Below are 11,547 nucleotides of genomic sequence, written 5' to 3'. Positions count from 1 at the left end.
AACTGGACGGGGACAAACCGTTCAAGACACCTCAAGGACACCAGCAGATGCAACTCGATTCCAGCATTGCCGCCGTGGTCACCGGCGGCGCCTCGGGCCTGGGCGCCGCCACCGCGCGCCGGCTCGCGGGCCACGGCGTGAAAGTCGCGCTCTTCGACCTCAACGCCGAGCAGGGCGAGGCGCTGGCCAAGGAACTCGGCGGCATCTTCTGCAAGGTCGACGTCACGTCGGAGGAACAGGTGGACGCCGCCTTCGCCAAGGCCCGCGCGGCGCACGGCCAGGAGCGCGTGCTCGTCAACTGCGCCGGCACCGGCAACGCGGTGAAGACCGCGAGCCGCGACAAGGCCACCGGCGAGATCAAGCACTTTCCGCTCGCGAATTTCGACCGCATCATCCAGATCAACCTGGTGGGCACCTTCCGCTGCATCGCCAAGTCGGCCGCCGGCATGCTCACGCTCGACATGCTGGAAGACGGCGAGCGCGGCGCCATCGTCAACACCGCCTCGGTGGCCGCGCAGGACGGGCAGATGGGCCAGGCGGCCTACACGGCCTCGAAGGCCGGCATCGTCGGCATGACGCTGCCCATCGCGCGCGACCTCATGAGCGAGGGCATCCGCGTCAACACCATCCTGCCGGGCATCTTCGACACGCCGCTGCTGCAGGGCGCGCCCGACAACGTGAAGGCCGCGCTGGCGGCCTCGGTGCCGTTCCCCAAGCGGCTGGGCAACCCGGCGGAATACGCGACGCTGGCCGAACTGATGATCACCAACGGCTACTTCAACGGCGAAAGCGTGCGGCTCGACGGGGCCATCCGCATGGCGCCGCGCTGACACGCCACCCGAACCCGCACAGATAGACAGAAACACAGGAGAACTCCCATGCCCGAAGCCTTCATCGTCGCCGCCGCCCGCACCGCCGGCGGCCGCCGCAACGGCCGCCTCGCCGGCTGGCACCCGGCCGATCTCGCAGCACAGGTGCTGAACGCGCTGGTGGACCGCACCGGCGCCGACCCGGCGCTGGTCGAAGACGTCATCATGGGCTGCGTCGACCAGGCCGGCGAGCAGTCTTCCAACATCGCGCGCAACGCGGTGCTGGCCTCGAAGCTGCCCGAGTCGGTGCCGGCCACCTCGGTCGACCGGCAGTGCGGCTCGTCGCAACAGGCGCTGCACTTCGCGGCGCAGGCCGTGATGTCGGGCACCATGGACATCGTGATCGCCGCTGGCGTGGAGAGCATGACGCGCGTGCCCATGGGCATGCCCGTCACGCTGCCGCTGAAGAACGGGCTGGGCTTCTACGTGAGCCCGCTCATGGCCAAGCGCTACCCCGACGTGCAGTTCAGCCAGTTCACCGGCGCCGAGATGATCGCGAGGAACTACGGCATCGAGAAGGACGAGCTCGACCGCTATGCGCTGGAAAGCCACCGGCGCGCCATCGCCGCCACCAGGGCCGGCCATTTCGAGCAGGAGATCGTGCCCGTGTCGGTGCGCATGGCCGACGGCACCGAGCCCGGCGAGCAGCACACCGTGGACGAAGGCATCCGCTTCGACGCCACGCTGGAGAGCATCGCCGCCGTGAAGCTCATCGCCGAGGGCGGGCGCTGCACCGCGGCCACCGCCAGCCAGATCTGCGACGGCGCGAGCGGCCTGATGGTGGTGAACGAGCGCGGCCTGAAGACGCTGGGCGTGGAGCCGCTCGCGCGCATCCACCACATGAGCGTGATGGGGCACGACCCGGTGATCATGCTGGAGGCCCCGCTGCCGGCCACGCAGCGCGCGCTGAAGAAGGCGGGCATGAAGATCTCCGACATCGACCTGTACGAGGTCAACGAAGCCTTCGCGCCGGTGCCGCTGGCCTGGCTGCAGACGCTGGACGCCGACCCGGCGCGGCTCAACGTGAACGGCGGCGCGATCGCGCTGGGCCATCCGCTGGGCGCGTCGGGCACCAAGCTCATGACCACGCTCGTGCATGCGCTCGGCCAGCGCGGCAAGCGCTACGGCCTGCAGACCATGTGCGAGGGCGGCGGCATGGCCAACGTGACCATCGTCGAGCGGCTCTGACGCGTCGGCAGGCCAGGCGCGGGAGGCCGCCTGCGGGGCGGGGAATGCCGATGCCAACATAATCGGGGTCCATGGGCGCCTCGCCATCCATCCTCGATCCCCGTTCCATCATCCTGCTTGCGGGAGTGATGGGTGTCATGATGGCCCTCGTGGTCTTCTTCATGCAGCGCAGCTATCCGCGCAGCATCCAGGGGCTGGGCGACTGGGCGAAGGCCCCGCTGGTCGCGTTCGTGAGCACCATGCTCTTCGCGGCGCGCGGGTACTTTCCCGACTTCCTCACGATCGTTGTCGCCAACTTCGTGCTGTACCAGGCCTGCATCCTGTACTACGCCGGCAGCCAGAAATTCCTGTTCGGACGCAGCGACACCCGCAGCTGGACGGTGCTGAACTGCGTCCTGACGGCGGCGCTGTTCTGGTTCGGCATCGTGAAGCCCGACTTCGAGATGCGCCTGCTGTTCGTCACCCTGGCGGTGGCGGCGCTGTTCTTCCGGCACGCGCAGCTCTACATGCGGCATGCGGGCGAAGTGTTCGGCAAGCGGCTGATGACCGGGCTGCTGCTGGCGCAGGCGCTGGTGGCGGCGCTTCGCTTCGTGTCGGTGGTGGCCGGGATGGCGGGCAACGGGCTCATGGAGGGCTCGTGGATCCAGTCGATCTACATCAGCATGTACTCGTTCACCGTTCTGCTGCTGTCCATCGCCGTCATCCTGATGGCCACCGACCGCGTGCACACCGAGTTCGAATACCTCGCCACGCGCGACCCACTGACCGGCGCGCTCAACCGCCGCGCCGTGCTCGAGGCCAGCGAGCGCGCCTTCTCCTCGGGCGAGCGCGGCGGCGCGCTGCTGATGGTGGACCTGGACCACTTCAAGGACATCAACGACCGCTTCGGCCACCAGATGGGCGACGCCGTGCTGCGCGAGGCGGTGCGCCGCATGCAGCGCGCCATCGGCGACAAGGGCGTTCTCGGCCGCTACGGCGGCGAGGAGTTCGTCGTGCTGCTGCCCGAGGCCGGCCAGTCCGAGGCGATGGCGATCGCGGCGCGCCTGAGGCACGCCATCGGCGAGCCCTTCCCGGCGGACTCGAGCATGGCCGTCGTCGGCTCGATGGCCGTGAGCATCGGCGTGGCGGCCGGCGCGAGCAGCGCAGGCGGCTCCAGCATCGACGACATGCTGGCGCTGGCGGATGCGGCGCTCTACCGCGCGAAGGCGATGGGGCGGGATCGGGTGATTGCTGCGGCCTGAGCGATGCGCTCAGCGTTGCTATTGCACAGTAGCGGGCTGCAGGCTTGCATGGCGGCGCGCCGCAGACGACGCACGGCGGACGTGAAGCTCGGGTAGTGATGCGGGGCCGTGCTCAGATCCCCACGAACTCCGCCACCTCCGACAGCGCCGCGCGCTCGGTCACCAGCCCATCGAGCGGCCGGCTGCGGTCGGCGTAGCCGATGGCCATGCCGGTGAAGAGCATGCGCTCGGGCGGCAGGTCGATGAAGCTGCCGATGGTCTGCGGGTAGATCGCCCAGCATTCCTGCGGGCAGCTGTCCAGGCCCTCGGCGCGCAGCAGCAGCATCACGTTCTGCAGCAGCATGCCCAGGTCGGACCATTGCGGCGGGCCCATGCGGTGGTCGACGCTGCAGAAGAGCGCGAGCGGCGCGCCGAAGAACTGGTAGTTGCGCGCGAACCATTCGCGGCGCGCGGCCTTGTCCTCGCGCGGAATGCCCAGGCGCGCGTACATCGCCTCGCCGACGGCGAAGCGGCGGTCGCGGTAGGGCGCGACCAGTTCGCGCGGGTAGATGTCGTACTCGCTGCCTTCGCCGGCGGGCGCTTCCTTCACGCGCGTGCGCATGATGGCCTTGAGCTCGGCGAGCTTTTCGCCGCCCACCACGTGCAGGTGCCAGGGCTGCAGGTTGCCGCCCGAAGGTGCGCGCAGCGCCTGTTCGATCACACGGCGGATGACGTCGCCGGAGACGGGCGTGTCGAGAAATTCGCGCACAGAGCGGCGGGTGGCGATGGCGTCCTGAACGTTCATTCCAAAGTCCTCTTGAGGGGATGCTAGGGGCAACCCTCGGATGCGCTCAATCGTCCGTTCCGACGATGCCGCGCGGCGTGGCGCCTGCCTAGCATCCGCCCAGCGTACAGGAGACAAGACATGTTCGGATTGATGCAAGACCGCCCGCTGCTGATCTCGTCGCTCATCGACTATGCGGCCACTTTCCATCCGCACGCGGAGATCGTGGGCCGTACCGTCGAGGGGCCGGTGCATCGCACCGACTATGCGCAGATACAGCGCAGCGCCAAGCAGGTGGCCAATGCCTTGAAGACGCTGGGCATCGAGCCCGGCGACCGCGTCGGCACGCTCGCGTGGAACACATGGCGGCACCTCGCGCTGTACTTCGGCGTGTCGGGCTCGGGCGCGGTGCTGCACACGGTGAACCCGCGGCTCTTTCCGGAGCAGATCGACTACATCGTCAACCACGCGGAAGACAAGGTGCTGTTCTTCGACACCACCTTCGCGCCGCTGGTGGAGAAGCTCGCGCCTGCACTGAAGTCGGTGCGCGCCTTCATCGCGATGACCGACCGCGCGCACATGCCGCCCGTCGACGTGCCCAACCTGCTGTGCTTCGACGAGCTCGTCGGTTCGCAGAGCGAGAAGTACGAGTGGCCCGAGTTCGATGAGCGCACCGCGTCGTCGCTCTGCTACACCTCGGGCACCACGGGCAACCCGAAGGGCGTGCTGTATTCGCATCGCTCGACCGTGCTGCACTCGCTGATGGAGTGCGCGCCCGACACCTTCGGCGTCAACTCGCAGATGACGCTGCTGCTCGCGGTGCCGATGTTCCACGCCAACGCATGGGGCATGCCGTACGCGGCGGCGATGACCGGCATGAAGCTGGTCATGCCCGGCCCGCACATGGACGGCCAGAGCCTCTACGAGCTGATGCGCGACGAGAAGGTCGGCTTCTCGCAGGCCGTGCCGACCATCTGGCTGATGCTGTTCCAGTACTTCGATGCGCACCCCGAGATCGACACGCGCGCCATCGGCCTCAAGCGCATCGGCGTGGGAGGCGCGGCCACGCCGCGCAGCATGATCGAGCGCTTCGAGCGCGACTTCGGCGCCGACTTCGTGCAGGGCTGGGGCATGACCGAGACCAGCCCCATCGGCGTGATCGGCAACCTGCTGCCCAAGCACCTGTCGATGCCGAAGGAAGAACAGCTGCGCGTGAAGATGCGCCAGGGCCGCGGCGTGTGGGGCGTGGAGCTGAAGATCGTCGGTGACGACGGCCAGCGCCTGCCGCACGACGGCAAGGCCTTCGGCCACCTGCACGTGCGCGGTCCGTGGATCGCGAGCGGTTACTTCAAGGGCGAGGGCGGATCGGTGCTCGATGCCGAGGGTTTCTTTCCGACGGGCGACGTGGCCAACATCGACGAGGACGGCTACGTGCAGCTCGTCGATCGCGCGAAGGACGTCATCAAGTCGGGCGGCGAGTGGATCTCGTCCATAGACCTCGAGAACTCCGCGAGCCTGCACCCCGCGGTGGCCGAAGCGGCGGTGATCGGCATCGCGCATCCGAAGTGGCAGGAGCGTCCGCTGCTCATCGTGGTCAAGCGTGCGGGGATGGAAGCCACGCGCGAGGAACTGCTCACATTCCTCGCGGAGCGCGTCGCGAAATGGTGGCTACCGGAAGACGTGGTCTTCGTCGACAGCCTGCCGCATACAGCCACCGGAAAACTGCTGAAGACGAAGCTGCGCGAACAGTTCAAAGGTTACGTGGCGACGACATCTGTTTGACAGTTCGGTGACTTGTTCGATTTTTCTGTGGACAACTCTGTGAGTTGTGGGTGGAGGCGGGACAGCGGAGCGAGAACTGGCGTGGCTTCCCGCCACGTTGCCTGTTGAATAGGCAGCGGTGCCGGCCCGGTGCAAGTTCGTGCGAGCCGCATCGGGATGCGGGGGCTTCGGCGTCGATTGACGGGGGTAGGGCTGACGGCTACATTCCAGACCGCCTCGCGATGAGCGAGGCCGGGTTTAGCAGCCTGAAGTAACCGCGGCGAAGAGCCGCATACCGCAATGGTCTCGCGGCTTTTCTATTCCAGCTTCCCGTTTCAGGCGGCTCGGATGGGAGGGCTCGCGCCCTGCCGGTTTCGCCTAGCGGTTCCCGGTCTGCTAACCCGTTCGAGCCGCCGCCTTCGTTTAGCAGCGGATGCGGCGGTTGCAGCAAAGCCGAACCGACAGGGAGGGCCGACATGGCCGATTCATCAAGTACCGCGCAAAGCACAGGCGCGGAGTTCAAGCCGTTCGCATGGAACCCCGTTGACGGGCTCGACCACGAGGAGCGACGGCGGGCCTCGTTCCTCAACGATGCGCGCGACGTGATCGACGGCGCGCACACGCTGATGCAGCTGCTCGCGTGGGACGAAGGGCGGCGCGACGCAGCGCAGCCCCTGCTCGACGAAACCCATCGCTCGTCGATACAGCGCCTGCTGATCGCATCGCTGGGCATGCTGCACGCCGGCATCGAAGGCCAGTGCGAAGCGCTCGAAACGGCGCGGATATAGGCGAAAGAAGCGCCGCCGGCCAGGCCGCGAAGCCGGTCTGTCGAAATTCCGAAAGCCGCGAAATCACCTGGTGGCGCCGCGCGCGAGCTGCGCGCGTCCGAAGGGCGTGATGCGCTTGATCACCGCCAGCTCCTGCGGCTCGCCGCCGGCATCCTTCCATGCCAGGGCAGGGCTGATGACGGCATCGACGAAGCCGGCCTGCTTCAGCGCCTCGACGCAGCCGATCTCCTGGCGGTCTTCCACGCGAAGGGGGAAGGCCGAACGTTCTATGGCGCGCAGGTAGTCGAGCGGTTCGAGCTTCGACTTCGATGCCTTCTTCGGCGTTGCGCCGCTGCCCTCGCGGCCGCGCAGCCTCTCGATCTCGGCATGCCCCTCGTCGGTGATGCAGACCACCAGCGCGGCCTGCGCGAGCCTGTAGCTGCCCTGCGCGGTGTCGTAGGCCGGATCGATGGCGGCCTCGATGAGGCCGGTCGCCTTCAGGACCGAAACCCGACGCACGTCCCGCGCGTCGGTCACGTGCATGGGCAGGCGAGCATTCTCCAGATGGAGGAGGTAACTGAGCGGCACGGAACAACCCCTGTGTACACCTCCCTCGGCCGTCGATGCCACCCGGAGTCACCCAGCCGGAGCAGGATCGGCGCGAACGCCCTCCTGCTCCCCGGACAACCTCACGAGCCCCCGCGCGATCCGTTCCACGAAAGGGCCGGCCGGGGAGGGGATGAATTGTGAATATTTGTCAACATTCTTCTGTGTCCCAGGGGTAGGCGCCATCACCGAAACAGGGTAGTCCCTCCGGCCAGTCTCCGTGGTGCAGGGGTGGCCGGCTCGGGCCGCTCAGTGCTTGTGGCTGCCGTGCCCGGCAGGCTGCGCCGACGCATTCAGCGCCCGCACCGGCGCCTTTACCTCGACCGATTCGCGCTGGCCGTCCTTGCCTTCGAACACCAGCGTGAGCGGCACGGTGTCGCCTTCCTTCACCTGCTGCTTGAGGTCGAGCAGCATCACGTGATAGCCGCCGGGCTTGAGCTCGACGGTCTTGCCGGCGGGCAGATCGAGCGCGGGGATCTGGCGCATGCGCATCACGTTGTCCTGCATGGCCATCTCGTGCACCTCCACCACGGGGGTGACGGGCGAGCTGGCCGAGACCAGCTTCGTGTCTTTCGCGGCGCTGATCTGCATGAACGCGCCGGTGGCCTTCTGCTGCGGCACGGTGGCACGCACCCATGCGTCCTTCACGGTGACCTGCGCGTTCGCGGCATGCGCGGTTAGCAGCGCGGCGCTTGTGATGGCGAGGATGTGTGCAATGCGGTTCTTCATGGTCATGGTCTTTATCTCCTTGGATTCGAATGATGGAAGTCAGGCCCGCAGGAGCCTGCGCAGGTCGTCGGCGCATTCCTGCGCGCTCTGCTCGTGGCGCAGCACGATGCGGATCTTGCCCTTGGGGTCGAACACATAGCTGAAGGCCGAATGGTCCATGGTGTAGGAGGAGCCGGTGGGCACCTTCCGATAGAACACCTTGAAGTCCTTCGCCGTCTGGCTGGTGCGCTGCATGTCGCCGTACAGGCCGATGAAGCTCGGGTCGAAGGCCTGGGTGTAGGCCTTGAGCACGACGGGCGAATCGCGCTCGGGGTCGACGGTGACGAAGATCACCTGCAGGCGATCGCCGTCGGCGCCGAGCATCTTCCTGATCTCTGCCGCGCGCACGAGGGCGGTGGGGCAGACGTCGGGGCACTGGGTGAAGCCGAAGAACATCATCACGGCCTTGCCCTTGAAGTCGGCCAGCGTGCGCTCGCGGCCGTCGGCGTCGGTCAGGCGGAAGTCCTGCGCGTAGTTGGCGCCGGTGATGTCGACGCCGTTGAAGCGCTCGGGCAGCAGCCTGTCGCAGCCCGCAAGGCTCGCGACGGCTGCGAGGCCGCCCGCGCAGAGCAGCAGGCGCCGCCGCGTCGGAGGGTGGGATTCGTTTCTGGTCATTGGATGGACTCGCTCCGGCGCCTGCAGGAGGCGCCGATGGATTCGTTGCAGGAACGCGCGCGGCGTATGAGAGACGGGCCTCGTCGGGAGGCCGGCATCACGCGCGCGAAGACTGGGGAAGAAGCCTCAGACGAGCGAGGGAGGCCCGCGGGCCGGCAGTGGCGCGGTGGCGGCCGCCGCAATGTGCGCCGACGGAACCGGCCGCACCACACGGGCCAGCGGCGCGAACGCCGGCAATTCGACGGTGGGCGTGGTCGCGGGCGGGGCACCGCTGAGCACGCACAGCGGGCAGTCCATGTGGCCCGCGCCCATCTCCTGTACGCCGTCGTCGCCATGGATGATGGCCTTGACCGACCCGGCGTTGGAGCAGACCAGCTCCACCGTCTGCGGATGCACGAGCGGTGAGGCCATGGCCACGCCCAGCGAGAGCGCGAACCACAGCAGCGCCAGGCGGACCAGGCCCACACCCGGCCGCGGCAATGCCAAGCCGGGGCGGCTGGGCAGGAAGCGGAAAGGCGTCGCAGGCATCTCCGGGGATTATCGGCCAGTGCCGCGCCGCAAAGAAAAAAGCCTTGCAAGTCGTTGACCTGCAAGGCTTTTTCGGTTGTTTTGGTGGCTCTTCACGGACTCGAACCGCGGACCTGTGGATTATGATTCCATCGCTCTAACCGACTGAGCTAAAGAGCCTTTCAGTGAGTTGCTCACCGAGCCTGCGATTATAGCCCAGACTTTTGCGGCCGCTCAACCACCCGAAGGCAACCGGCCCAATTCTTCCGCTAGATCCTCCGCGCAAGGCTTTCGGTCCGCCGCCTGTGGTGCAGGTGGCCGACGATGCTGCTCGTCGTGTTTTTCCCGTCCCGAACCCCGATGCGCCTCTTGGCCCGTACAAGCTCGGGTGAAAATCCTCCGATGTCCGCGCTCCCCCGCGCCCCTTCAGCCAAGAACGCCCCCGAGCGAGACGCCATGCCCGACGATCAGTTGATGCTGGCCTACGCGCAGGGCGACGCCGCCGCGTTCGACGTGCTCTACGCGCGCCACGAGGGCGGGCTGTTCCGCTTCGTCAAGCGTCTGCTCGGCGCGCGGCTCGCGGCGCAGGCCGACGAGGTGTTCCAGGACACCTGGGTGCGGATCATCTCCGCGCGCGAGAGCTTCTCGCCGCAGGGCGCGGCATGGCGCACCTGGGCCTTCACCATCGCGCACAACCTGGCGATGGACCGCCTGCGCGTGAGCGGGCGCGAAGTGGTGCTCGAATCGCACGCGGACGACGACGACAGCCCCGTGCCCACGCTCGAGCACGGCGTGCGCGGCGCAGCGGCCGATGCAGCCTCGCATCCTTCGGCCGAGGAACTCGCGTTCTGGCGCGCCGCGGGCCGCCGCCTGCTCGCCTGCCTGGACGAACTTCCGGCCGAGCAGCGCGCCGCCTTTCTGCTGCACCATGAAGACGGCCTCACCGTCGAGGCGCTGGCCACGAGCCTGGAGATCGGCTTCGAGACCGTGCGCAGCAGGCTGCGCTACGGACTGCAGAAACTTCGCGGCTGCATGGAGCGCTACCTGTCGGTGCTGGAGAAGCGGGCATGAGCGGCGGCAACGACAACTCCAACTTCGACGACCTGCACGACCCGGCGCTGCGCCGCGCGCTCGACCACGCGCCGGACAGCGAGGCCACGCCGCATCCGCGCACGCGCGAGGCGATCCTGAAGATGGCGCACAACCTGGCCGCTGCTCCCGTCGATGCAGGCGCGGCAGCCAACAACGCCAGTGCCGCGCCCTGGTGGCGCCGCCTCTTCGGCGGCGGCGAACCGCATGCGCGCATGCCGTGGAACGCCGCCTTCGCCACCGTGCTGGTTGCGGCTTTCGTGACGGTGCTCTGGCACAAGGAGCCCGTGCCGGACGCGCAGCTCGATGGCGAGGCGCGCGTGGGGGGAGCGGCTGCGCCGGCACAAGCACCTGCAGCGCTGCCAGCACCGGCAGCACCGGCAGCACCGAAGCCGGCCCAGCCTCCAGCAGAGGCTGCCGCGGCGCAGGCAGAGACACAGGCAGCGCCCGCCGCAGCGGCACCGGCTCCCGCAAGAACGCCCGCAGCACGTACGCCCGAATCGGAACAGCGCGCCAGGATTGCGCGCGAGTCGGCAGACTCGTCCGCCAAAAGGGCGCCCAAGGAGGCCGCCAATACGGCGAACGCGGATGCCGCACGCAAAGCCGAGCCGGCGCCTCCACTGCTGCAAGCGACGCCTGCTGCGCCTAGCGCTCCGGTTGTTCCGGCTGCTCCGGCACCTGTCGCGCCACCCGCTCCGTTCGCATCGATCGCACCGGCTCCGCCGCCTCCGGCCGTGGCCGAGCGGGCTGAACCGGCACCGCTGCCCGCGCCGCTCGCGCGCGATGAGCGTCGGGAGGCGCAGGTGGAGGGCGAACAGCGGCGCCGTGCCTACGCGGCGGGGGCGCCTGCGGCAGCCGCCCCGGCATTGCCGCCGGCGACCGTCGTTCCTGCGCCCGCACCTGGCGCGGCGCAGGCGTATCGCGAACCGCTCCAGGATTCCGCGCCCGCGCTCGCCCGTCAGGACCACGCCGACGCAACTGCCTCCGGCGCGGTGCGCCCATCCGCACCGGCACCGTCGGCAGCCAAGGCCATTGCGCCCAGAAGCGCTGCGCCTTTCTCGGCGCTGGATCGATGGACTTCCCTGGGCTTTACGCGCAACGGCGAGAGCGTGCGCCGCGAGCGCGGCGACGTCGAAGGCTTGGCGGCGCTGGTCGGCACCGTCGCGCGTTCGGCCACCGCGCCCGACGAGCCGCTGGCCGCACCGGTGGAGGCGCGGCTCGAGCTCTATCGGGGCAAGGCGCTGGTCGCGGTGCTGGAGATCGCCGGCGACCAGGTGCGCTGGACGCCGCAGCCCGGCGGCGCCGCGCTGGTCGGCACGCCGCCGGCCCAGGCGCTCGACGCGCTGCGTTCGCTGCTGTCGACGCGCTGACCG

12 protein-coding genes and 1 tRNA gene are annotated in these 11,547 nt (G+C 68.6%); 7 read left to right on the top strand and 6 right to left on the bottom strand.

Annotated features, from left to right (window positions below; all coding sequences use genetic code 11):
* Positions 1-47: 47 nt before the first annotated feature.
* The 3 genes from ACTJLF_RS05730 to ACTJLF_RS05720 all read left to right on the top strand — a co-directional run bounded on the left by ACTJLF_RS05730 (position 48) and on the right by ACTJLF_RS05720 (position 3,298).
* Positions 48-830 carry an SDR family NAD(P)-dependent oxidoreductase gene (locus ACTJLF_RS05730; RefSeq protein ID WP_019656316.1) on the top strand — a complete coding sequence of 261 codons (783 nt, stop codon included), beginning with the start codon at positions 48-50 and terminating at the stop codon, positions 828-830.
* A gap of 48 nt (positions 831-878) precedes the next feature.
* Positions 879-2,057 (top strand): acetyl-CoA C-acetyltransferase, encoded by a 1,179-nt coding sequence (locus ACTJLF_RS05725; protein ID WP_019656315.1) that lies wholly within the window; start codon positions 879-881, stop codon positions 2,055-2,057.
* 71 nt (positions 2,058-2,128) lie between these two features.
* Positions 2,129-3,298 (top strand): GGDEF domain-containing protein, encoded by a 1,170-nt coding sequence (locus ACTJLF_RS05720; protein WP_126184750.1) that lies wholly within the window; start codon positions 2,129-2,131, stop codon positions 3,296-3,298.
* A 112-nt stretch (positions 3,299-3,410) separates the two neighbouring features.
* Here ACTJLF_RS05720 and ACTJLF_RS05715 read toward each other — a convergent pair whose 3' ends face one another.
* Positions 3,411-4,082 carry a nitroreductase gene (locus ACTJLF_RS05715; protein ID WP_440882659.1) on the bottom strand — a complete coding sequence of 224 codons (672 nt, stop codon included), beginning with the start codon at positions 4,080-4,082 and terminating at the stop codon, positions 3,411-3,413.
* A gap of 120 nt (positions 4,083-4,202) precedes the next feature.
* Between ACTJLF_RS05715 and ACTJLF_RS05710 the strand changes: the two genes are divergently transcribed.
* Both ACTJLF_RS05710 and ACTJLF_RS05705 read left to right on the top strand, forming a co-directional pair.
* Positions 4,203-5,843 carry a long-chain-fatty-acid--CoA ligase gene (locus ACTJLF_RS05710; RefSeq protein WP_126184748.1) on the top strand — a complete coding sequence of 547 codons (1,641 nt, stop codon included), beginning with the start codon at positions 4,203-4,205 and terminating at the stop codon, positions 5,841-5,843.
* A gap of 455 nt (positions 5,844-6,298) precedes the next feature.
* Positions 6,299-6,610 carry a hypothetical protein gene (locus ACTJLF_RS05705; RefSeq protein WP_126184747.1) on the top strand — a complete coding sequence of 104 codons (312 nt, stop codon included), beginning with the start codon at positions 6,299-6,301 and terminating at the stop codon, positions 6,608-6,610.
* A gap of 63 nt (positions 6,611-6,673) precedes the next feature.
* On the opposite strand, the gene ACTJLF_RS05700 is transcribed toward ACTJLF_RS05705, so the two are convergent.
* From ACTJLF_RS05700 to ACTJLF_RS05680, 5 genes are all read right to left on the bottom strand, one after another.
* Complete coding sequence (locus ACTJLF_RS05700; RefSeq protein WP_126184746.1) at positions 6,674-7,132, bottom strand: hypothetical protein; 459 nt, start codon at positions 7,130-7,132, stop codon at positions 6,674-6,676.
* Positions 7,133-7,444: 312 nt separating this feature from the next.
* On the bottom strand, positions 7,445-7,924 hold the full coding sequence (locus tag ACTJLF_RS05695) for a copper chaperone PCu(A)C (RefSeq protein WP_026346548.1): 480 nt from the start codon (positions 7,922-7,924) through the stop codon (positions 7,445-7,447).
* A 39-nt stretch (positions 7,925-7,963) separates the two neighbouring features.
* A complete protein-coding gene (locus ACTJLF_RS05690; RefSeq protein ID WP_019656303.1) occupies positions 7,964-8,578 on the bottom strand; it encodes an SCO family protein in 615 nt (204 codons plus the stop codon).
* A gap of 126 nt (positions 8,579-8,704) precedes the next feature.
* Positions 8,705-9,106 (bottom strand): DUF2946 family protein, encoded by a 402-nt coding sequence (locus ACTJLF_RS05685; RefSeq protein ID WP_354325535.1) that lies wholly within the window; start codon positions 9,104-9,106, stop codon positions 8,705-8,707.
* A gap of 82 nt (positions 9,107-9,188) precedes the next feature.
* A tRNA-Met gene (locus ACTJLF_RS05680) sits at positions 9,189-9,265 on the bottom strand.
* A gap of 222 nt (positions 9,266-9,487) precedes the next feature.
* Here ACTJLF_RS05680 and ACTJLF_RS05675 point away from each other — a divergent pair.
* Positions 9,488-10,156 carry a sigma-70 family RNA polymerase sigma factor gene (locus tag ACTJLF_RS05675; protein WP_440882658.1) on the top strand — a complete coding sequence of 223 codons (669 nt, stop codon included), beginning with the start codon at positions 9,488-9,490 and terminating at the stop codon, positions 10,154-10,156.
* Positions 10,153-11,544 (top strand): hypothetical protein, encoded by a 1,392-nt coding sequence (locus ACTJLF_RS05670; protein WP_440882657.1) that lies wholly within the window; start codon positions 10,153-10,155, stop codon positions 11,542-11,544. The genes ACTJLF_RS05675 and ACTJLF_RS05670 overlap by 4 nt, the downstream gene beginning before the upstream one ends.
* The last annotated feature ends 3 nt before the right edge of the window (positions 11,545-11,547 follow it).

This window comes from Variovorax sp. 22077 (assembly GCF_052044195.1).
Classification (GTDB): domain Bacteria; phylum Pseudomonadota; class Gammaproteobacteria; order Burkholderiales; family Burkholderiaceae_C; genus Variovorax; species Variovorax atrisoli.
The sequence above is the reverse complement of the archived record's forward strand: the minus strand, read 5'-3'. Positions and strand labels throughout refer to the sequence as shown.